Origin of the sequence: Parabacteroides sp. AF14-59, from assembly GCF_003479515.1 — a bacterium.
Classification (GTDB): Bacteria; Bacteroidota; Bacteroidia; order Bacteroidales; family Tannerellaceae; genus Parabacteroides; species Parabacteroides faecis.
Map to the genome: position 1 here is coordinate 1 of NZ_QUHH01000039.1, position 21,774 is coordinate 21,774.

The window sequence follows — 21,774 nt, forward strand, 5'->3', positions numbered from 1 at the left end:
TATATAATCTTTATATATAAATACTTCTTATTATATTAAAGAGGAAAGTGTTAACAGCAAATAGAGCCCCAATACAAACATGCTGTTAACAGCCATATATCAACATATAACGCGAATATAATGCGTATAACACGACAAATACTAAAAAATGTAAACAAAAAAAACTCCGAATTTAGATCCACAAACTGCTTTTATCTGCCATTATCTGTTCCTATCTGTCCTTATCTGTTTCTAAGTGTTTTTTTTATTCAACCAGATATGTATCTTTGCCTCGAAGAAAATTAACAAAACAATAATCTAACATCTATGATCTTAAGTACTAAAAAACTCAAACTCATTTCTCTGTTTCTATTAACAGCAACTTTGTCGTTCGGGCAGAGCAACACTTCGGCCTTATTACCCTTACCGAACCATATCGAGCAGGTTACAGGTAAAAAGAACTTTACAGTCACTCCGCAAACAGTAGTGAAAACAAATTTGCCCAAGCAGGCATTCTGTTTGTTCGAACTGCAACGTATATTGAGAGACAGAGTCGGCCAAAGCGCTATTATGGGAGGCTTTCAGGCAAGCGGAAACTCCGTGATCGAACTTTGGACAGAGCCTGCTATAAAAGGGGAAGAACATTACATGATCGAGATTTCGGAAAGCAAACTTTCCATCAAAGGAAGTACACAGAAAGCTCTTTTCTACGGATTGAAGACGCTGGACCAGATATTACTGGGCGATGTATGCAATACGGCGAATAAGCAGATCGCTCCTATCCGTATCGACGATGAACCTCGCTATGGTTACCGTGCCTTAATGCTCGATCCGGCACGCCATTTCCTGCCTCTTGAAGATGTTAAATTTTACATCGACCAGATGGCAAAATACAAATACAACATCCTGCAATTACACCTGACAGACGATCAGGGCTGGCGTGTCGAAATAAAGGCACACCCGGGACTGACAGAGATCGGTGCTTTCCGTAATCCGAAAACAGGTCCGAACGGGCCGGATAATGGTTTTTATACGCAGGAACAATTAAAAGAACTGGTCCGTTACGCTGCCGACCGGAATATAGAGATCATACCGGAATTGGATATTCCCGGCCATACGGTAGCCGTACTGGCGACTTATCCGGAACTGGGCTGTACACACACGGATACCATTCAGAAAGAAATGGGTAAGACAGTCGATCTGATGCTCTGTGCCAATAATAAGAAAGTATATTCCGTTTACGATGATATTATCAAAGAAATAGCAGCTATATTCCCGTCATCCAAAATTCATTTGGGCGGTGACGAGGCTGTTATTGAAAAGAACTGGACCAAATGCGATCATTGCCAATCGTTAATGAAACAATTGGGATATACCAAAGAATCTCAGCTTATGAACTATTTCTTCGATAAGATACTGGCTTCCGTACGCAAATATGGTAAGGAGCCTATGCTGTGGTGCGAACTGGACAATATTCGCATGCCGGCTAACGAGTATCTGTTCGACTATCCGAAAGATGTTACACTGGTCACCTGGCGTGCCGGACTGACACCCAAATGTATCGAGCTGACAGCTAAACACGGGAATTCGTTGATCATGGCTCCCGGAGAATATGCTTATCTGGATTACCCGCAGCTGAAAGGCGATCTTCCGGAGTTCAATAACTGGGGAATGCCTGTTACCACTTTGGAAACCTGCTATCAATTTGATCCGGGTTACGGACTTCCCGCTGCACAGCAAGCACATATCCTCGGTATATCCGGTACGTTATGGGGAGAAGCTATGAAAGATATCAATCGGATAACTTACATGACTTACCCGCGTGGTCTGGCATTAGCAGAAGCCGGATGGACACAGATGGAGCATCGCAGCTGGGATTCGTTCAAAGAACGGATGTATCCGAACCTGATGAATCTGATGAAACAGGGCGTATTCGTGAGAGTGCCGTTTGAAATCGTTCCCAGAAGATAACATACAATATTTCCGGACGCAGACAAATGCCGAGCACGCAGAGGAAAAGTCTGCATCCGGAAATTATTACTATCTGCAAAACAATGAAATCAATAATGGAACACAAATCTCCAGTACAATCCCGTGAATGATGGCAATCGGAATGATATTCTTCCCGGAATAACGACTGATGACCGGCAGACAGACATCCATCGAATTAATACCCGCAACAGACACCGGAGCAAATTTTCCAAATAAAGACGCATAGACCGGCGCACCGAACAAAGCCATCATCTCTCTGATAATATTCGCCAGCAGGGCAATAGTCCCGAGCTGTGTCGCAATCTCTATTCCCGCAGAGGCTTCCTTAAACTGCACAATCAGCAAGGAAGATAAAGAATAGTAAGCAAATCCGCTTCCTACCGCCATGCAATCATACACATTCCAGGTTTTCAGCAGGATACTTGCCATCGCGGAAAAAAGTAAAGTACCCGCTATAGTAAAGAGTGGTAATAAAAGGTTGGATATCCGTACATTCCGTAACATGGTTCCCATCTCTCCGTTTGAACCGAGATTCAATCCCACCTGAATAATCAGCGCATACAATAACCAAGTCGGAAGTTTGGCACAGTAACCGGCCAACTCATCTCCTCCTAACATGCCGCAAAGTATCCCTATAAAAAAGCAGGCTATCACGATCAGATTACTTTTCATCATTCCCCCCTTTCCCCGATAATACTTTAAAAGCCAGATAAGAAGCCAGCAAACTCCCCAGTACGCCACAAACAGCCAGCAGGGCTGCCTGCAAACCAAAATCTCCTATATTATCGACCAACGTTTTGTTCGCTCCTATCGTAACACCAAACACGAACAACATGACAAAAATGGTATAAGATATTGTATTTTCCAATCTTTTCAAACTATGGATATGACGGAACAGGTAACCCATACCTATCCCTACACATAATAGGCATAAAATGACAAACATATGTATAATCAATTTACACGCGGAGGATACACTTCTCCCGCGATACGTTAATAAAAAAATGATTGTTATAAAACGGTCTCCGGAAACATCCGGAAAAAGAAAGGAAAATAACTTAGATAAAACCACTAAACCAATGGACATGCACAACAGGAATACCACACATCACGAGGGTATTCTGTCTTTTCAAATTATTTGTATAAACTTCATTCATATTCAATGCTCTGTCCTAATTTGGGTGCAAAACTAATAATAAAATAACAAATTATCAAATTGATATGTTTTTGTTATTGCTATATAGGATATTTTCTTTGTTCAGCTATCAAAATAACACATTTCGGCTATCAGGGTAATATTCATCTGGTATAAATATTACTCTGATAGCCGAAAAAATATTCTGAAAGGACGACTACTTACCGAACCGGGATGTATCTACTTTATCATGCTTTTTAGTTTTATAACCACCGAACTTCCAGATAAAGGAAACCGTCACACAACGTGTATCGTCAATCTTCGTCAGGCGGCTATATTGGTTTGCCTGGTTGATCTCGATCTTTTTCGGGATATTACTCCGGAAGATATTATCACATTTCAGGAGAACTGTCGCTTTATCATTGGCGAACAGCCATTTCAAACCGGCTGAAACGTTATAAACGGAACCCAGGTCGTAGATACCCTGCACTGCTCCTGTTATATAATAACCATTCAAATCCAGCTTCAGGTTCGGACGCGATTTGGAAAGCGTGAATGTATTATTCAGAAAGAATTGTCCCAGATATTTACTGTTATCAAAAGAAATATCATTGAAATGATCCAGTTTCTGACGCATCCTGATTCCCTGTGCCGTAAACTGGCTATTCATAAACTCACCGATACGGAACGGAATAACAGCCCCTATTCCTGCCGTTAAATTATAATCCATATTCTCATACCGGAACACATTTTTCAGTTCCGTAGAACTTTGATAAGGCAACTGGGCAAAGTAATCCGGTTCGTACTGTGCGAAAACCATAAAGGTATATTTCTGTTTCAGGATATAGAGGAATTGCCCTTCATACGAACGATAAGGCTTCAGAGCCGGATTACCCATCACGACAGAGTAAGAGTTTATGGGTGTTATCTGCGGTGTTATTTCCCAATAAGAAGGATAGGTTTTGTCGCTGTTCACGTTTAACTGCAAAATATGTTGCGGTGTAAAAACATAACTCAAAGAAGCATTCGGAAAAAATGTCCAGTCATTCCAAAGAGTCGATTTACTCCCGTTTGAATTATAATCCGACCTGAAATACTCCCCTTTCAATGAAGCGGTTGCCGAAAAATGCTCTCCGAAATCCTTGGACACTTCCGCAAAGAGATTGCCCGTGTATTCCTTTTGCGTATTATTTTCCAGTAAATCCGGCTCTGGTTCATACCCATTACCTTTATTATATAGATAATCGATATAAGTTTTCGAGGAAGTGTAGCCACCGTGAACACCGTAGTTCAGTGTCCATCCGGAGGCAAAAGTGTGTGTATGGTTGGCAAATAGTGCCCATTGTGAAATATTCTGCTTGGAATTATTCTGCATATCCGTCAACGTTTCCTGTCCGCGGTTTTCCAAAAAGTTCTGGAAAGACGGAGAACTATAACGTGTAAAATCCATTCCGGCAGTTATACCTGTATGACCGTCATATTGCATACGGATATTATGTAAAGTTACTTTATCCTCTCCGGTTGTCCGGCTGAAACGTTGGTCACTTGTCTCCGCATCCTGCAGTACGGAAAAAGAAGTTTCTGCTACACGATTCTTTTTTATATTATTGCCGCCCAAAGTATATGCAGCAGATAACTTATCTTCGTTCTTCAATTTATAGTCTACGCCTAACCGCATGTCTCCGCTGTTTATACGGCCATTGCCACGGCCTGACTGATAAACTTCCGTCACACTATTCTCCAGGGTGTGTCTTGCCATAATATTTTCCCCTTCAAAATATCGTCCTTTCTCTCCGTTTACCAGAAAATCGACAGTCAGGTTAGAAGTAGAATATAAGAGGTTCGCATGTGCCTTACCTGTTGCAAAATGTTTCTGTAGATAATCAACACCGGCTTCACCCTGTAAAGCCGTTCCTTCTGTCGATCCTTTATCTAATATAACGTTAATAACAGCTCCTTTAATATTGTATTTTGCAGGGGCATTATACATAACCTCTACATTTTTTACCCGCGAAGAAGGGATACTCTTCAACATCGTGATCAACTGGTCCGGCGACATCGTCGTCAATTGTCCGTTCAGGATAATTCTCGGAGCCCCCGCCCCCAGCAATTGAATCTCGTCTGCACCGCCGATAATACCGGGTAATTGTTTTACAGCCTCAAAAGCATTACTCACTGATTTATCTTTCATCAGTTGCGGAACATCATATTTCAATGCGCCATTCTCCACTTTGACCTTCGGACGTTCGGCTTTTACCACCACTCCGTCCAACTCATAATCTTTAGTTGTCAGACGAATCGTTCCGGCATCCGCCTGTGAAATCTCCTGCTGGAAAGGTTCGTATAAGAGATGTTGGAAGAGAAGCCGGTAAGCCTGATCAGCTGCCCGGTTCAGGTTAAACAGTCCGAGACTATCGGTCACCACAGCATCCACATAAACAGAATCCAATGTCTGAAGTACGACAGCTACGCCATCTACCGGAATATTATCCGTATCGGTTACCTTTCCGTGAATCGTATTTTGAGCGATCAACATCCCATTACCGGTAACCAGCAAAAACATCATGTAGTAAAGTATTCGTTTCATATCTATCGATCTTATTAGTTTCTCATTGCAAAGGAAAGAAGTTACAATGAGAAACTGTGTTACCGTTGGCTTATGAAGTGTTATTTAGTCTTACCGTCGAATGCAAAACGGCATCCAGTAAAAGGCTGCGGATAAGTAAAGGGCTTTTGTTAGTTATGAAGAAAAAAGGAATCTTTAGTATAAGAAAAAAAGGCCATCTCAAATTTTGAGACAGCCTCTTCTTATGTATCGTCTGTAGAGAAGGAGTGATTTTTTAATCGTTGCTTTCCATATTCGGAGCGATCTCCTGCATATCTAAAGAACCGGTCAGTTCTTTATTATATTCCTTAAGTAAATCAATATCATGCATATCATTGATATCTAGTATTTCACGGATCAATTCAACTTTACCATTTTCCAATTCAGTGTTAGGTATCATACTTTTTGTCGTTTTAGATTGTTTAATATTGTTTTATCTTTCATCTAACAATACAAATTTCACATTGTTCACATGTGTAATGTCTTTTTTCGAAACTGATTTCCGGATCGATTGATATTCATAAAAACAAAAAAGGTGATCATCATGAATAGATAACCACCTTCCCTTATAACTGAAATAAAATTTTATTTAGCTGCTTCGACAGAAACTTTTCTAAATTCTTTCAGTAACTTCTCAAGTTCCAGAGAAGCTTTGCGAGCACGTGTACCTGCTGCCTTGTTTCCGTTTTCAACCTGCAAATTAGCATTTGTACTAAATTCTCCAATTGCTACATTGATTCTTTCTACTAACTCTTTCATTTTACTTTTGATTATTTTTTATTATTAAATCGAAGCACAAAAATATAAATAATTATATCATGGGCAACAAAAAATCAACAAAACATATCAATTAAAACGATGAATATTATAAATGTGCCATATATTGACATAACTAATTATATGACAATCAGAACACAGGAAATTGAAGTGCTACTTTTTATATGTATCTCCCTTTTTAAGTAAAAAAGCAGACTATCCCTTATTTTTGATAGTCCGCTTTTATATCATAGCCTTTATTTAATTTTTCATGCATGCATTACCAACAACGGCGTATCGGTGTGGAATAACATCTTACGCGCAATAGACGGATTGAACATACGTGCCAGGATATTCCGGCGATAGGTGCTTAAAGCGATCACATCGATCTGTTCATCACGGACAAATTTTTCAATAGCAAGTAATAAATCACCGTCAGCCAGTACGGAATAAGTGATATTTGCGTCCGGATACTGTTTCTGGAAATACTCGCGGACACCTGTTAAACGTATTTCATTCCATTCATTCTTACTGGTCGATATATTGAACAAATGGATCTGAATATCATATCCTTTTACTATTTCCATGAACTCGTCGAAAGCGACCAGGTCACGCTGGTTGAAAGAGGTAGCGAATGCGATATTCTTAGCTTCACTCAGGTCATTGAAACGTACATTTTCAGGTATAGCCAAAACCGGTACTTTATTGACCTCAATCACTTCGCCTGTCACACTACCGATCAGATCCATATCTTTCTGGCTCTTTCCACGCGTACCCATGACAATAAGCGTTGGATGATATTCCTTACAATAAGCCAGAATTTCTTCTTCGGGCAAACCTTCCCGTAATACATAATTATATTTAACCTTCGGCAGTTCACCGGATTGTATCTTCCGGTTGATCAATGTACAGATATTTTCCATATCGATCTGCACACGTTTCAATACGTTCTGCACGGATTCTTCTTCATTCACCTGGTAAGCCAGTGTGTCTCCCATAGGAATTGCCGATGGAAAATAGGGGCTGAAATAGGCATGCATGATCATGACTTCCGCTCCGGCATGATAGGCATAGTTGATTCCCAACTCACAAGCCTTAATGGAGTAATCGGAAAAATCGACAGGGATCAGAATCTTCTTTACCTGTGGGGTTGTTGCTTCTTCAGGAGTATCTTCACTCAGCCATTTACTGTCCTCTATAATGCGCAAGGCATGGGGCAGATCGCTCTCTTTGATTCTCACACGTACACCTGCCGATACAACCGGCTGGATCTGATTGACATTGTGTATGTAAACTTCAATTCCTTCCGTTTCAAGTATTGTTTTCAGGATTTGTGCTTTCTCGAACGTGTGAATAGCTAATGTTACTAATTTATCTTCCATACTCGTGTGTTTTTATAGATTAAACAATCTGAAAATGGTAAATGCTACCTATAATAAAAAAATCCCACAGCGTTTTTGTTCAGTCAGCTATGGGATTTTTTATGTACTGTAAATTTCTTTACGCTTGTTGTGCTTCCGATACGCCTTCTGCTTCTGCCAGTATCTGTAAAGCACGTTCAAATATTGTTGTATCATCTAATACTACCAAACCGCCATCAGGACCCGGTTCGATGTGTATCCCACAGCTTTTACCATCTTTATAATTATATCCACCAAAATAATTACGGACAGTTTCAACTGATAAACCTAACTCATCTGCTATGCGATGAGTACTACCGTCAGGCAGACGGTCTTTAATTCTGCGCAATTCATTAAAAGTGATTGTCTTTGTCATGGTGTTCCTTTATTTTGAAGGTTAATACTTCGGTTAATTATTTATGGCACTAACTTAAGCAATATATATCAGAGGCACAAATTATTTAGTTAAATTTAGCTTGAAAACAAACATGCTTTACGACATGTACCGAATCTCTGCTACAATTAACTTTATCTTAACCAGCCAACTAAGGGAATATTAAAGATTGCGATCAGCAAGGTCGTGATAAATATGGCATAGACAATAACACGCTTGCGTTTATCCGAATAGATTGCACTGACTTCTCCGTTCGACCCTGTAACAACCGGATGTACTTTTACATACAACCAATACACCAACCCACCGAAGAAGACACCGGCTATAGCACCCGGTACGATATCTGAAATAAAATGAACTCCCAGATAAACGCGGGTATAAGCAGTAAGGACAGCCCAAAGGAAGATGGTCCATGTAAATAACCTGTAACGGAAAAGCAACGACATATAGGTTGCAAAACCAAACGCATTCGCCGCATGGCTGGAGATAAAACCATATTTTCCTCCCCGGTAACCGAAAACGGTTTTTACCTGATCCATGAAGTCCGGATGATGAGTCGGACGGAAGCGGGTAAAAATAGGTTTACACACATGAGACGCAAACTGGTCACAAAGAGTAACTACAAGTACTATGGCTAACAAAATCAGAATAGATTCTCTCCATTTCTTTTTATACAGCAGTACGATCAATATAAAAGCGGCTAACGGCAGCCAAACCGTCTTTCCTGAAAATATCCACATAAAGCGATCAAGAAAAGGGGAATCGCTGCCGTTAAGCATGAAGAACAAATCCCGTTCGTAAACTAATATTTTTTCTACCATCAGATTGTTTCAATATCTTTTGTCGGCATCCAACCAACGTTTCCATCTTCTAAAGCTATTTCACTCCAGTCGCCTAACGTACTTTTTACTAAGACTTTGGTTCCTTCATGCAAGACGAACAAATCTGTTCCGCTAGCATCAGGCGAACTTTTTACAGTTACAGTCGGAGCAAAAACAATAGCATGAGTACGGTTTACCAACTCGTTTTTCTGGTTTCTGGCAAAGATATTCGAGATGATCACACAGATTAATAGCAGTACTCCTATATAGAAACCTACTTTCTTCAGGCGAATCTGTCTTGAAAAGAAAAACAGGATCAGACAACCGATAAATAAGATAAAGCAAACAATTCCCGTTTTAGCCCATGAATCGGCTGCTCCCATATTCTGAACGGCGTCAAACCATCTGGCCAGGAAGAAACCGTCGACAGGTTCAATCTTGTCTACTGTCTTCTGGCGTGCCATCTGCAAGTTGAAACGGACATCGCTGTCACCCGGATCGAGCACCAGTGCCCGTTCATAGTTCAATATGGCAGAAGATATCTTACCGGCTTTATAATAGGCGTTTCCCAGATTATAATATATCTCCGGCGAATCGCCATTACTTTTCAGTACCCCTTCATATAGTTCGATTGCTTTTCCGTAATCTTCTTTAGTATATGCAGCTTCTGCTTCCTTGATCGCTGCATCCTGCGCATAAGCACTTAATGCCAGACACTGAATCAATAGAAAAAACAATATTTTTTTCATCTTTATACTTGTCTTCATTTTATTGCTTTTTAATTGTATTCTCCATCTTACCAATGGCATCTACGGTTAACTCATACAATTTATCCATAGCATCCGAAGCCTGCGCCGGTGCATAACGGGCAAACTCGCAGGTATTCAGAATATCCATAAACTCATTTATCAATGTTTCGTCCACTCCATATCTGGTCAACTCTGTTTCCACATTATCTTTGGTAAGGCTCGCCTGAGATATATTGAGTTTATCGCTCAGATATCCCCATAAAGCCCGGAGAACTTCGTCGTAAAACTCTTCTTTCTTGTTTTCCTTCATCAGCTTACCGGCATTCTTCAATCTCTTTACAGCGATCTTATTAGCCTTCTTGGTACGAACCAGGGCAATGTTGGAATTTTCCTTTACCTGCTTACGGTAAATGAAGAAGAAGACAATGAATAGAATTGCCGGAACGAGATAACACATGTAATACATGAACGAACCAAAGAAGATATCGTTGTTGGCAACAAAATTGAAGTCTTTTACTTTGAGGAAACGAATATCTTTACCCAGATACTTCACGCTTTCTTTGTTGCTGAAGTTTGAAACGACCGGTGAATTGCTGCTTCCTCCCTCACCCTGCTCTACATGCAGCTTATAAGGTTCTGATTTCAACGTTTTATAAGTTGCCGATTTCGGATCGAAATAAGAGAAAGAGATAGCCGGTATTTCAAAATCTCCGGCATAACGTGGAATAGCCATGTATTCGATTGTCTTGCTTCCGCTTACTCCTGCTGTTGTCGTTTTGAGATCTGTCTCAATCTTCGGTTCGAAGGTATCGAAATCATTCGGGAAAACCACTTCCGGACTCTTTATCAGTTTGATATTTCCATTACCGGAAATCTTCAATTTGATCGTGACTGCATCATTCGTTTTTACATTATTGGAATTAATGTCCGATGTCATGGTGAAGTTTCCTACCGCACCTGTGAATGATGCCGGCTTACCGGACGGCAATGATTTCACGTCGATCGTAGCAGGACTTGAAACCAGGACTTTCCTTACATTAGTATAAGCATCTTCAAACTCATCGAAGATACTACGTATTTTCCGTTCGGTCGGGATGCGGATAATAGCATCGAATTTTCCACTTTCGATAGTCAGCTTTCCGGAACGCTGCGGATAAAGAACCGTTTGCTTTAAAACAACCGTAAAATAATTACGACCATTATAATGATCTTGTGTCCACTGGGGATTCGGCTGTTCTATCTCCTGTGCCAGAAAACCTTCGAACTCAGGAAATTTTGCATTTTCCAATCCGCACATACGTGCAGCATATAATTTGAACGTTACCAAGAAACCTTCCTGCTCGTACACATTGCGGTTAGAAATTTCCATTCTGACAAAATAGTCATCTTTTCCAATGGAAGCAGACTGTCCGGAATTATCCCCCCCACTCGCTTCAGAAGCCTTATCCGGCGGAAGAACTTTAACACTTACCGCATTGGATGTATAATTGGCCCCTTTTACTTTTATGGATGCCGCTCCGATATTGAATGTACCTTCCTTTTTAGGCATCAGAATATAAGTAAACGTGAATGCCGTTTCAGATGATACACTCCCGTTAATGATCTGAGTACTCATACTACTGGAAGTAGAAGGTCCCATCAAGACATCAAAATCCGCAAGTTCAGGAATACGAAGGTCGCTGGCCTTCGCTTCTGCATTCACGGTGTACGCTAATCTGAATTGTTGCCCCATCACCACAGCATTCGGAGCGACAGCTTTAAAGGTCACATCAGCGGCCTGTGCCATCATCCCGGCTGTTAGAAAGAGAACGAATAAGAAAGCTAATTTTCTCATTATATTGTTGTTTTTTCTGTTTCTGTATCTATTACCACTCTTTATCTGTTTTACGACGCTGTTGCTGTTGTGCCTGTGCCTTCTTTACCTTTTCCTGCGTATTCTTTTCGTCCTGCAGGAATGCATCCAACATCTGCTGAGCGTTGTCCTGACTCATCTGTTCATTTTGCTGTTGTTCTTGCTGAGTCTTATTTTCTTTCTTGTCATCCTGCTGCTGTTGCTGCTGGTCTTGTTGCTGTTGATCATCCTTATTTTCCTGATCATCCTTTTTATCCTCATTCTGCTGATCCTGGTTTTGATCCTGGTCCTGATTTTGTTGATTCTCAAGCAACTTCTGAGCCAATGCCAGATTATAACGTGTCTCGTCATCCAGCGGATTCAAACGCAAAGACTGTTTGAAAGCTTCTACGCTCTTGGCGTACTCTTTACTTTGCATGCTGATATCGCCCAAATTATGGAATACACTGGCAAGACGGGCTTTCCCTTCTTCTGTTTCGACCATCTTCTCAGCCTGACCGGTCAACAGCTGATATTGCTCGGCTGCCTCCGGGAACTTTTTCTGCTTGTATAAAGCATTTCCCAAATTATAAGTACCTTCAACAGAACGGGGATTTACATCCAGACTTTTACGGTAAGCGATTTCGGATTCGGTGAACTTTTCGCTGCTGTACAACTTGTTCCCTTCCCGTACATTCTTACGTTCAGCCTTCTGGGCAAACACCGCTCCTGAGCAAAACAGGAACGCTCCCATCCATATCATTGATTTTCGTATATGTCTCATCTTATCCATTGAATTAAGAGAACAATTTTACTTTTCTGAAAATACGATTCTTCCTGTCTAATGTGAGGAAGTCTGCGATCAACAGGATCAATGCGATCCATGCCAGTGTCTGAAATTGTTCGTTATATTCGGAATAGACTTTGCTGTCGAGTTCCGATTTATTCATCTTCTCTATCTCTTTCTGCAATGCCTTCAATGCTGAATTGGTATTGTCTGCACGTACATACATTCCTTTACCTGCTGCTGCAATCTCCTGGCACATCTGTTCGTTCAACTTGGTAATAACCACATTGCCGTCTTTATCTTTCATGTAGTTATTGGCTCCGGCTACAGGGATCGGCGTACCTTTCGGGTCACCCATACCCACAATATTTACATGAATATTTTTTTCTGCGGCAGCGGCAGCTGCTTTTACAGCATCATCTTCATGGTTCTCACCATCAGTGATCAGGATAATTGTTTTATCCGACGTTTCGCTGGGAGTAAATGAACGCATAGCCAGGTTGATAGCCGATCCGATTGCCGTACCTTGCGTCGAAACCATCGACGGGTTGATAGAGGAAAGGAACATCTTGGCCGAAATATAATCGGAAGTGATCGGTAACTGGGTGAAAGCATCACCGGCAAAAACGATCAATCCCATTTTATCATCCTTAAAACCATCCGTCAGTTTCGACAGCATCTGTTTAGCCTTATCCAAACGATTGGGCGAAACATCTTCTGCCAACATGGAGTTAGAAACGTCCAGACAGACCATAATCTCCACGCCCTGCCGTTTTACGGTTTCCAACTTGGAGCCGAACTGAGGTCCGGCAATAACAAAGATAACCATTGTAATGGCTCCGAACAATAGCCAAAACTTCAGATGCTGACGCTTGGGAGAAACCTCCGGCATCAACTCTGCCAACAATTCGGGATTACCATATTTCTTTATTGCTTTTTTCTTCAGGATCATCGCATATACATAGAATGCAATGAGTACCGGAAGGATGAAAAGCAAGTACAAAAAGTCCGGATGTGCAAAACGAAACATAAGCCTTTATATTTACGGTATATTTCTTAACAATGTATTTCTCAATAAAATCTCGACTAAAAGCAACGCAAACAACAACAAAGCCCAGTTTTTATATTCTTCCTGTTTCTTGCTGTATTGCTGAACGCTGATCTTGGTCTTTTCCATCTTGTCGATCTCTGAATAGATTTCCTTCAAACTGCTATTATCCGTAGCACGGAAATACTGTCCGCCTGTCGTTGACGCGATCTGCTTCAACGTAGGTTCGTCGATCTCGACAGGAATATCCTGATATTGTACACCAAATGCGGTTTGGAAAGGATAAGGCGCTGTGCCTTGTGTTCCCACACCGATTGCATACACACGGATGCCAAACGTTTTGGCGATCTCGGCTGCCGTAACAGGAGCAATCTCGCCAGCATTGTTCACACCGTCTGTAAGCAGAATGATCACTTTCGATTTTGCCTGGCTGTCTTTAATACGGCTTACCGCATTTGCCAGTCCCAGACCGATCGCAGTTCCATCCTGGATAATACCCGGCTGAATATCTTTGAATAAGTTCAGCAACACGGTATGGTCGGTAGTAAGCGGACATTGTGTAAAACTTTCAGCCGCAAAAACCACCAACCCGATGTTATCGTTCGGACGGCCGTTGATAAAAGAAGCAGCCACATCTTTGGATGCTTCCAGACGGTTCGGCTTAAAGTCCTGTGCCAACATACTACTGGAAATATCCATTGCCATGACAATGTCGATACCTTCCGTAGAAGTGTTCTGCCAGCTATTTGTCGACTGTGGACGCGCCAATATAATAATAAGTACAGCTATTGCTGCCATTCTTAGTGCAAAGGGGACATGACGCAGATAAACCTTCCACGAAGTCGCCCCCGGTGCATCGAATGCTTCCGAAGATGATACCTGCAAACTAGCCTGACTTTTACAGAGCTTCCAGATATACCATCCTATCATCGGGATAAGCAGCAATAACAAATACAGATATGTAGGATTTGCAAATACCATTTTATTCTTTTGTTATATTAGAATCGTTTGTTTCAGTTGTCTTTTCTTCAGTTTCGGCAACTTCAGGAGTGGCAACCTCTTCAATCTTTGTCTGATTAATAAACAAGTATGCATTTACCATACTCAAGTCATTCTCATCAGGAAGCGGATTCATTTTAGCGAATTTCACAAAATCAGACAGGTTCAGTATCTGTTTCAGATTTTCGTATACAGAATCAGCTTCATGCTGCTTACGGATGATATCTAGGATTTCGGCAGAAGTCATTTCCATAGCATTGATGTCGAAACGCTCTACAATATAACGACGCAATGTTTCGGTAACCAGTGTATAGTATTCCTTGCTACGTCCCTGTTGCCATAGTTTCTGTTGTTTGATTTCATCCAGTTCCTTGATGGCCTGTTCATGAGGCGGAAGTTTCGGTTCCGACTTCTTGAACGGGATAAGAGACTGTTTGTTGCGTATACGTTTAATGATATAAGCAATCACACAAATCAGGAAAAGAGCCAGCAAGATGCCATAAATGATCGGATAATAATCAGCCAGGACAAAAGGCGGCTTCCAGATATCCTTTATATCGTAGAACTCCTCCGGTTTGTCCACATTCACAGGAATGGTCGAAACTTTCAAGGCTACCTGATTGGAATAAACCGTATCGACCCCGTCGATCACTTTGAACGGCGGTAATAAATACAGCGACGAATCGAATGAAGTGATCAGAATATCCTGCTTGATCAGCAAGCGGTCATTCTCGATAACCGACGAGTCCGCCTTGGAAAGGTTCAGAACCTCTACCCCACGCATCAACGTATCATTGGGGATCACGATCTGGACCGGTTTATCCTTGTCTGTGGTAACTGTCAAATGTAAAACGGTCTGTTCCCCGATCAGAATAGCAGCCGAGTCGATCTTCACATCGATCAGTGTCTTCTGTGCAAACATCTTCCCTCCTGCCAGCAAGATCAGAAGAAGGAACAGAACGCCCTTATTTATAATTTTCTTTTGCATGCTTAACTACGTTTATCAAAAAGAGCAATCAATGCTTTCACATAATCATCTTCCGTACGAATAGATACTGAATCGACACGGCACTTCTTGAACGAATCGTTCATAGCTGCCTGCCGGCGGTTCCACCATTCTTTATAGGCTTCACGGACACGGGCAGAAGAACTGTCGATCCAGCGCTCCGCTCCTGTTTCAGCATCTTTTATTTTCATCAATCCGACAGACGGCAACTCGGTTTCGCGACGGTCGTATACCTGGATAGCCACCACGTCATGTTTACGGTTGGCAATCGTCAGGGCGTCTTTGAAACCTTCCTTATCGATAAAGTCGGATATCAGGAATGTCGTACAACGTTTCTTAATGGCGTTGGTCAGGAATTTCAGTACCTGGCCGATATCAGTCTTCGTATCCTGAGGTTTGAAATCGATCAGTTCGCGAATGATATAAAGAATATGCTTCTTTCCTTTCTGTGGAGGAATGAATTTCTCTATTTTATCAGAGAAGAACACTACACCGATCTTATCATTATTCTGTATAGCAGAAAACGCCAGTGTAGCAGCAATCTCGGTAATCACCTCTTTCTTCATTACGTTCACGGAACCAAAGTCTCTACTGCCCGATACGTCGATCAGCAACATCACGGTCAGCTCGCGCTCTTCTTCGAACACCTTAATATAAGGGCGAACATAGCGGGCTGTCACATTCCAGTCGATATCGCGGATATCGTCGCCGTACTGGTACTCGCGAACTTCGCTGAATGCCATACCGCGACCTTTGAACGCCGAATGGTATTGTCCTGCAAATATATTGCGTGACAAGCCACGGGTTTTTATCTCGATTCGCCGGACTTTTTTTAATAGTTCACTTGTTTCCATCGTAATCCTTTTAATTTTTTAATCACTATTCCTTTTGTTTCTTCCGGGTGGAAAAAAGGTTCCTTTCGGAAGAAAATAAAATTTCATCCGGGAGAAACTTCTTTTTCACCCGGACGGGATTAAAATTAAGGTACTTCTACCTTATTAAGGATTTCGCTGATAACCTCTTCGGATGTCAGGTTATTTGCTTCGGCTTCATAGCTCAAACCGATACGGTGGCGCATCACGTCGTGACACACGGCACGGATATCTTCAGGGATCACATATCCTCTGCGTTTGATGAAGGCATAAGCACGTGCAGCCAGTGCCAGATTGATAGAAGCACGGGGAGATGCACCGAAAGCAATCATGTTAGACAGATTTGCCAGGCCATGTTCCTGCGGGAAACGGGTGGCAAATACAATATCGACGATATATCGTTCGATCTTTTCATCCAGATATACTTCGCGAACCACTTTACGGGCTTCCAGAATTTCATTCTTTGTCAGGATCGTTTTAATATCCGGTTTCACGCCTGAGATATTCTGACGGATAATCAGTTTTTCTTCCTCTTTCTTCGGATAGTTGATGATCACCTTCAGCATGAAACGGTCGACCTGGGCTTCGGGCAGCGGATAAGTACCTTCCTGCTCGATCGGGTTCTGAGTTGCCATTACCAGGAATGGTTCCGGCAATTTATAGGTGTTTTCGCTGATTGTCACCTGACGTTCCTGCATGGCTTCCAGAAGTGCACTCTGAACCTTAGCCGGTGCACGGTTAATTTCATCCGCCAACACAAAATTAGCGAAGACCGGGCCTTGTTTTACCTGAAATTCTTCGCTTTTCTGACTATAAATCATAGTACCGATCACGTCGGCCGGCAGCAAGTCCGGTGTAAACTGTATTCGACTATATTTTGCATCGATCAGTGAAGCCAATGTTTTAATGGCAAGCGTCTTTGCCAACCCGGGTACACCTTCCAAAAGGATATGCCCATCTGAAAGCAGACCGATCAATAATGATTCCACCAAATGCTTCTGTCCAACAATTACCTGGTCCATGCCCATCGTAATCATGTTTACAAACGAACTTTTACTCTCAATCCGTTCGTTCAACTCACGAATGTCTACTGTCTGACTCATAGATTTTTCCTATTTATATTGTTTATTGTTTCTGCTTGTTTTTATGGTTGCACAAAATTAGAAATGTTAAATTCGTATCCTTCACTTTTGCAGTTAAATAATACTAACCTAACGATAACTATTTTGTTTTATTTTACTTAAAAAGGCGGATTTTTAGTTACAAATTTCCGGATAATATTTCTGTCTGGCGTGCAGCAGCTTTATCTACGGAGGCACGACTATATCTGTCGATTCCGTATACTTCTGGCGCAGGGACTTGTATTTCAGTACCTACCGGGACGTTGTTAGGATCTTTGATCACTGATTTATTGAACTCATACAGGTAAACCCAAAAGATCTTACTACCATAATATTCAAGGGAGATCAAGGTTAAACGACTTCCCGGTTCTATTTTTACTTTTGCCAATACCTTCGGTGTTTGTACTGTGGGTTCAGCGGTTTGATTTGAAGATACAGTAGAAGTTGTATCCGGTTTTTCTTCCGCAACAGTAGTGCTTTCTGTCACTTCTGTTTCTTCTACCTGAGTTGTATCCGGGAGGGCAATGGCCGTTTCAGGCAAAGACTGACCGGTTAATGCTTTCGGTTTTTCCGGTCCCAGAAAGAAACTACGATTCTGGTACAAAAAGAAACTGGACACGGCTATGATAGTTACAATACCCAAAGAAACCCAAACTTTCATCCAGTGTGATTCTGCCGGTTTTTCGTCTTCAAACTGATAATCCGTCTCACTGAAACCGGTTGATGTAACCGGTTGTTTTATTTCTTCATCCGGCTGTCCGGAAGATTCTTCTACCGTTTCTGTTGTTTCAGGTACTGAAGATTTCTCCTCTGTTTCTTCTACTGTTCCGGGATCTTCCGTCTCTTTTACCTCTGCCTGTTCCGGTTCGATAGATTCTTCCGTCAATTCTTCTACCTTATTTCCTACAGACCCTGTTGTTTGTAAATCAGGCTCCGTAACAGCAACGGTTTCCTCCGGGGCGGAAACTTCTTCAGCTATTGGCTGTAACTGCGGAGTTTCACTAACCGTTTCTTCATTTTCAGGAAGGATCTCTTCTACAGATTCGTCTTCGCTCTCTTTCTCTTCTGCACCATTGGATATATCCAGGTCTGTAAAATCAACATCCTCATTCAGTTCTGTTGTTTCAAAGAATGAAAACGGTTTATTGACTAATTCACGCAACTCCTTATCGGGTAGAAAAGAAAACTTATAATGTGCAGGGATCGTAAAACGCTCACCTGTATTCACATGGATACTTTCCCGTTTTTCCACCAAGACAATTTTAAAGGTGCCAAGCCCCTTTACTTTAGTCATTTTGTCAGTGAAAACGCCCTGTGATACGATGGCAATAAACTCTCTCAGGAATTGCTCGGAGCTATTCCTGTCCTTTCCGGTACGCTCGGCTAGTAAAGCGGCCAGGTCTTGTATCGTTAGCCGACTATTCATTGTCGCTCAATTCTTTTAATTTAGATTTAATGGTTGCTCCCGGTTTGAAAACAGGTACTAATTTCGGAGGGACCAGATAACGCTTCCCGTTTGCCGGATTTACAGAGATGCGTTCTGCTTTCTTTTTGATTTCAAACAACCCGAACCCTTGTAAATAAATAGCATCATTATCCATTAACTTTGAACCGACCACAGCCCCAAAAGCAGATAACATTTCTGTTACCTCCTGTGAAGTCCACCCCAATTTCGCGGACAACTCTGTTATCAGTTCTTTGTTTTTCATACTTACTTCATCAATAGATTCAGCAGCGATATTAGTTATTTTTTTGTAAACAGACAAACTTCTTAATGGTTTTTATATCAAAGCAACACTTTTCCGTATAGGTCAAAAGCCTGTGATTCTTCGATATTTACGTTATAAAATTCTCCCGGATTCAATGATTGCTCTTTAAAAACAAGGATTTCCGGATCTACCTCAGGTGAGTCAAACTCGGTACGTCCGACATAATAATCTTCATCCTCACGATCGAGCATTATTTTAAAAGTCCGGCCTACCTTTTCTTCGTTTATCTCGGCAGAGATACGTTCTTGTATCCGCATAAGATAATCCAAACGCTCCTGTTTTACCTCTTCAGGGACATCATCCGTATAATTCTTGAATGAATAAGTGCCTTCTTCGTGACTGTAGGCAAATGCCCCCATACGCTCGAAGCGTGCTTTTTTGACAAATTCGACCAACTCTTCAAAATCCTGCTCCGTCTCCCCCGGATGACCGACCATCAGCGTTGTCCGGAGATGAATGCCCGGAACCTCTTTGCGAATACGTTCCAGTAAGGCGTATGTTTCTTCCTTGGTTATATTGCGGCGCATCATTTTCAACATATGATCACTGATATGCTGCAAAGCGATATCCAGATATTTACAGACATTATCACGTTCACGCATTACCCGTAACAGATCATAGGGGAAATGAGACGGATAACCATAGTGTAAGCGGATCCATTCCACACCGGGAATATCAGAAATACGTTCGATCAATTCCGGTAACGCGTACCTCTTATATATATCCAGTCCGTAATAGGTCAAATCCTGTGCGATCACCTGAAACTCTTTTACCCCCTGGGCAACGAGCAGACGCACTTCTTCTTCTATCTGCTCCATCGGAAGAGACTGATAATGCCCGGTACTGATAGGTATCGCGCAATACGAACAGGTGCGGTTGCATCCTTCCGCTATCTTCAGAAAGGCATAGTGTTTCGGGGTTGTCAGCACACGGTCGGAAGCCAGTTCGCGATAGTAAGATTTACCGATATCGGACAGGAGCTGTTTCCAATTGAACTTACCGTAAAAATGATCTACTTCGGGTAGTTCCTGCTTCATTTCTTCCAGGAAACGCTCCGTAAGGCATCCCATAACGTATAATTGCCCGATCTTTCCTTTCTTCTTGGCTTCCCCTAATTCCAGAATCATATTGATCGATTCCTCCTGGGCATCTCCGATAAAACCGCAGGTGTTTACAACGACAATCTCTCCGTTTATTTTATGGGGATCATGTTCTACCGTATAACCGTTAGCTACAAACTGGCGCATCAGCTGTTCCGAATCGACCAGATTCTTCGAACAACCAAGCGTGATTATATCTACTTTATTTTTTCTCATATGATTAATATGCAAACAAATAGTAACCAATTCCCCTCTTGAGCGGGGAAAGGGGTGTGTAAAAAGTATCAAATACGTAATTGTTACACACCCCCTGCCCCCTCCCAAGAGGGGAAAAGTTACTTTTAAATATTATTCTCCAAATAATGAATTGACAAATTCCTTTTTGTTAAAGACCTGCAGATCTTCCATCCCTTCACCTAGACCGATATATTTCACCGGGATACGGAAATGGTCGGAAATACCGATCACCACACCTCCTTTAGCTGTTCCGTCCAATTTAGTGACAGCCAACGCATTCACCTCCGTTGCGGCCGTAAACTGCTTAGCCTGTTCAAAAGCATTTTGCCCTGTGGAACCGTCCAGCACCAGTAAAACTTCGTGGGGAGCATCCGGAATGACTTTCTTCATCACATTCTTGATCTTGGTCAGCTCATTCATCAGGTTTATCTTGTTATGCAGACGACCTGCCGTATCGATAATCACCACATCGGCATTATTAGCCTTGGCCGAACTAAGCGTATCGAATGCCACAGAAGCCGGATCTGAACCCATTTTCTGCTTTACGATAGGGACACCGACACGTTCACTCCAGATAACGAGTTGCTCCACAGCCGCTGCACGGAATGTATCGGCAGCTCCCAGGTAAACATTTTTCCCGGCTTTCTTGAACTGATAAGCGAGCTTTCCGATCGTAGTCGTTTTACCGACCCCGTTCACACCGACCACCATAATGACATAAGGCTTTTTATCTTCCGGCAGAGTAAAACTTTCAGCATCTTCCGTATTATTTTCGGTCAGCAGAGTTGCGATCTCATCACGCAACAATGTTGTCAGTTCCTGGGTAGTCACATATTTGTCACGGGCTACGCGCTTCTCGATGCGTTCGATGATCTTCAACGTTGTGTCTACACCGACATCGGAAGTAATAAGCACCTCTTCCAGGTTATCCAATACTTCATCATCGACTTTGCTCTTACCGGCAATGGCCCTGGTGAGTTTAGAAAAAACATTTTCTTTGGTCTTAGATAACCCTTTGTCTAAAGTTTCCTTTTTTTCTTTACTGAAAAAGCTAAAAATACCCATATATTAATCCGCTTAATTTATTTCTGCTTAGAATGAGACCGCTAAGTTACAACTTTTTTAGTTGACAGGTGACAGTTGACAGTGGAAAGTTATCTAAAAACTGTCACT

The 21,774-nt window shown here is 41.8% G+C and carries 21 protein-coding genes; 1 reads left to right on the forward strand and 20 read right to left on the reverse strand.

Annotation, left to right across the window (positions count from 1 at the left end; all coding sequences use genetic code 11):
• Positions 1-306 precede the first annotated feature (306 nt).
• Positions 307-1,950, forward strand: coding sequence for a beta-N-acetylhexosaminidase (locus DWW23_RS25350; RefSeq protein WP_122357250.1), 1,644 nt, complete (start codon positions 307-309; stop codon positions 1,948-1,950).
• Between the two features lie 69 nt (positions 1,951-2,019).
• Here DWW23_RS25350 and DWW23_RS25355 read toward each other — a convergent pair whose 3' ends face one another.
• From DWW23_RS25355 to ftsY, 20 genes are all read right to left on the reverse strand, one after another.
• On the reverse strand, positions 2,020-2,643 hold the full coding sequence (locus DWW23_RS25355; protein WP_122357277.1) for a lysine exporter LysO family protein: 624 nt from the start codon (positions 2,641-2,643) through the stop codon (positions 2,020-2,022).
• A complete protein-coding gene (locus tag DWW23_RS25360) occupies positions 2,633-2,917 on the reverse strand; it encodes a LysO family transporter (protein WP_122357278.1) in 285 nt (94 codons plus the stop codon). The genes DWW23_RS25355 and DWW23_RS25360 overlap by 11 nt, the downstream gene beginning before the upstream one ends.
• Positions 2,918-3,323: 406 nt before the next feature.
• Complete coding sequence (locus DWW23_RS25365; protein WP_122357251.1) at positions 3,324-5,693, reverse strand: outer membrane beta-barrel family protein; 2,370 nt, start codon at positions 5,691-5,693, stop codon at positions 3,324-3,326.
• Between the two features lie 253 nt (positions 5,694-5,946).
• Positions 5,947-6,111 (reverse strand): hypothetical protein, encoded by a 165-nt coding sequence (locus tag DWW23_RS26610; protein WP_183671589.1) that lies wholly within the window; start codon positions 6,109-6,111, stop codon positions 5,947-5,949.
• 185 nt (positions 6,112-6,296) lie between these two features.
• Entirely contained in the window at positions 6,297-6,470 is a 174-nt protein-coding gene (locus DWW23_RS25370) for a histone H1 (protein ID WP_122357252.1), read from the reverse strand.
• A 266-nt stretch (positions 6,471-6,736) separates the two neighbouring features.
• Positions 6,737-7,849: a universal stress protein gene (locus DWW23_RS25375; protein WP_122357253.1), complete on the reverse strand. Its 1,113-nt coding sequence runs from the start codon at positions 7,847-7,849 to the stop codon at positions 6,737-6,739.
• Positions 7,850-7,967: 118 nt separating this feature from the next.
• Positions 7,968-8,243, reverse strand: a complete 276-nt coding sequence (locus tag DWW23_RS25380; protein WP_122357254.1) for a DNA-binding protein — start codon at positions 8,241-8,243, stop codon at positions 7,968-7,970.
• A gap of 152 nt (positions 8,244-8,395) precedes the next feature.
• Positions 8,396-9,082 carry a phosphatase PAP2 family protein gene (locus DWW23_RS25385; protein ID WP_122357255.1) on the reverse strand — a complete coding sequence of 229 codons (687 nt, stop codon included), beginning with the start codon at positions 9,080-9,082 and terminating at the stop codon, positions 8,396-8,398.
• Complete coding sequence (locus tag DWW23_RS25390; protein WP_122357256.1) at positions 9,082-9,849, reverse strand: tetratricopeptide repeat protein; 768 nt, start codon at positions 9,847-9,849, stop codon at positions 9,082-9,084. Before DWW23_RS25390 ends, DWW23_RS25385 begins: the two co-directional genes overlap by 1 nt.
• A 1-nt stretch (position 9,850) precedes the next feature.
• On the reverse strand, positions 9,851-11,665 hold the full coding sequence (locus DWW23_RS25395; RefSeq protein ID WP_122357257.1) for a BatD family protein: 1,815 nt from the start codon (positions 11,663-11,665) through the stop codon (positions 9,851-9,853).
• 31 nt (positions 11,666-11,696) lie between these two features.
• Positions 11,697-12,446 (reverse strand): tetratricopeptide repeat protein, encoded by a 750-nt coding sequence (locus tag DWW23_RS25400; protein WP_183671586.1) that lies wholly within the window; start codon positions 12,444-12,446, stop codon positions 11,697-11,699.
• Positions 12,447-12,459: 13 nt separating this feature from the next.
• Entirely contained in the window at positions 12,460-13,479 is a 1,020-nt protein-coding gene (locus DWW23_RS25405) for a VWA domain-containing protein (RefSeq protein ID WP_122357259.1), read from the reverse strand.
• Positions 13,480-13,491: 12 nt separating this feature from the next.
• Positions 13,492-14,478, reverse strand: coding sequence for a VWA domain-containing protein (locus DWW23_RS25410; protein ID WP_122357260.1), 987 nt, complete (start codon positions 14,476-14,478; stop codon positions 13,492-13,494).
• A gap of 1 nt (position 14,479) precedes the next feature.
• A complete protein-coding gene (locus DWW23_RS25415; protein WP_122357261.1) occupies positions 14,480-15,484 on the reverse strand; it encodes a hypothetical protein in 1,005 nt (334 codons plus the stop codon).
• A 2-nt stretch (positions 15,485-15,486) separates the two neighbouring features.
• A complete protein-coding gene (locus DWW23_RS25420) occupies positions 15,487-16,356 on the reverse strand; it encodes a DUF58 domain-containing protein (RefSeq protein WP_122357262.1) in 870 nt (289 codons plus the stop codon).
• A gap of 125 nt (positions 16,357-16,481) precedes the next feature.
• On the reverse strand, positions 16,482-17,477 hold the full coding sequence (locus DWW23_RS25425; RefSeq protein WP_122357263.1) for a MoxR family ATPase: 996 nt from the start codon (positions 17,475-17,477) through the stop codon (positions 16,482-16,484).
• A gap of 157 nt (positions 17,478-17,634) precedes the next feature.
• On the reverse strand, positions 17,635-18,921 hold the full coding sequence (locus tag DWW23_RS25430) for an HU family DNA-binding protein (RefSeq protein WP_122357264.1): 1,287 nt from the start codon (positions 18,919-18,921) through the stop codon (positions 17,635-17,637).
• The gene (locus tag DWW23_RS25435; RefSeq protein WP_122357279.1) at positions 18,914-19,204 is read right to left on the reverse strand and encodes an HU family DNA-binding protein; all 291 of its coding nucleotides are present in this window, start codon (positions 19,202-19,204) and stop codon (positions 18,914-18,916) included. The genes DWW23_RS25430 and DWW23_RS25435 overlap by 8 nt, the downstream gene beginning before the upstream one ends.
• 77 nt (positions 19,205-19,281) lie before the next feature.
• Positions 19,282-20,580, reverse strand: a complete 1,299-nt coding sequence (gene rimO / locus DWW23_RS25440) for a 30S ribosomal protein S12 methylthiotransferase RimO (protein ID WP_122357265.1) — start codon at positions 20,578-20,580, stop codon at positions 19,282-19,284.
• Positions 20,581-20,712: 132 nt separating this feature from the next.
• On the reverse strand, positions 20,713-21,666 hold the full coding sequence (ftsY, locus tag DWW23_RS25445; RefSeq protein WP_122357266.1) for a signal recognition particle-docking protein FtsY: 954 nt from the start codon (positions 21,664-21,666) through the stop codon (positions 20,713-20,715).
• Positions 21,667-21,774 lie beyond the last annotated feature (108 nt).

Bases quoted from the DNA above. Each gene is read 5' to 3' on its own strand.
- DWW23_RS25350 (WP_122357250.1), top strand. From the start codon at position 307: ATGATCTTAAGTACTAAAAAACTCAAACTCATTTCTCTGTTTCTATTA.
- DWW23_RS25355 (WP_122357277.1), bottom strand. From the start codon at position 2,643: ATGAAAAGTAATCTGATCGTGATAGCCTGCTTTTTTATAGGGATACTT.
- DWW23_RS25360 (WP_122357278.1), bottom strand. From the start codon at position 2,917: ATGTTTGTCATTTTATGCCTATTATGTGTAGGGATAGGTATGGGTTAC.
- DWW23_RS25365 (WP_122357251.1), bottom strand. From the start codon at position 5,693: ATGAAACGAATACTTTACTACATGATGTTTTTGCTGGTTACCGGTAAT.
- DWW23_RS26610 (WP_183671589.1), bottom strand. From the start codon at position 6,111: ATGATACCTAACACTGAATTGGAAAATGGTAAAGTTGAATTGATCCGT.
- DWW23_RS25370 (WP_122357252.1), bottom strand. From the start codon at position 6,470: ATGAAAGAGTTAGTAGAAAGAATCAATGTAGCAATTGGAGAATTTAGT.
- DWW23_RS25375 (WP_122357253.1), bottom strand. From the start codon at position 7,849: ATGGAAGATAAATTAGTAACATTAGCTATTCACACGTTCGAGAAAGCA.
- DWW23_RS25380 (WP_122357254.1), bottom strand. From the start codon at position 8,243: ATGACAAAGACAATCACTTTTAATGAATTGCGCAGAATTAAAGACCGT.
- DWW23_RS25385 (WP_122357255.1), bottom strand. From the start codon at position 9,082: ATGGTAGAAAAAATATTAGTTTACGAACGGGATTTGTTCTTCATGCTT.
- DWW23_RS25390 (WP_122357256.1), bottom strand. From the start codon at position 9,849: ATGAAGACAAGTATAAAGATGAAAAAAATATTGTTTTTTCTATTGATT.
- DWW23_RS25395 (WP_122357257.1), bottom strand. From the start codon at position 11,665: ATGAGAAAATTAGCTTTCTTATTCGTTCTCTTTCTAACAGCCGGGATG.
- DWW23_RS25400 (WP_183671586.1), bottom strand. From the start codon at position 12,446: ATGAGACATATACGAAAATCAATGATATGGATGGGAGCGTTCCTGTTT.
- DWW23_RS25405 (WP_122357259.1), bottom strand. From the start codon at position 13,479: ATGTTTCGTTTTGCACATCCGGACTTTTTGTACTTGCTTTTCATCCTT.
- DWW23_RS25410 (WP_122357260.1), bottom strand. From the start codon at position 14,478: ATGGTATTTGCAAATCCTACATATCTGTATTTGTTATTGCTGCTTATC.
- DWW23_RS25415 (WP_122357261.1), bottom strand. From the start codon at position 15,484: ATGCAAAAGAAAATTATAAATAAGGGCGTTCTGTTCCTTCTTCTGATC.
- DWW23_RS25420 (WP_122357262.1), bottom strand. From the start codon at position 16,356: ATGGAAACAAGTGAACTATTAAAAAAAGTCCGGCGAATCGAGATAAAA.
- DWW23_RS25425 (WP_122357263.1), bottom strand. From the start codon at position 17,477: ATGAGTCAGACAGTAGACATTCGTGAGTTGAACGAACGGATTGAGAGT.
- DWW23_RS25430 (WP_122357264.1), bottom strand. From the start codon at position 18,921: ATGAATAGTCGGCTAACGATACAAGACCTGGCCGCTTTACTAGCCGAG.
- DWW23_RS25435 (WP_122357279.1), bottom strand. From the start codon at position 19,204: ATGAAAAACAAAGAACTGATAACAGAGTTGTCCGCGAAATTGGGGTGG.
- rimO (WP_122357265.1), bottom strand. From the start codon at position 20,580: ATGAGAAAAAATAAAGTAGATATAATCACGCTTGGTTGTTCGAAGAAT.
- ftsY (WP_122357266.1), bottom strand. From the start codon at position 21,666: ATGGGTATTTTTAGCTTTTTCAGTAAAGAAAAAAAGGAAACTTTAGAC.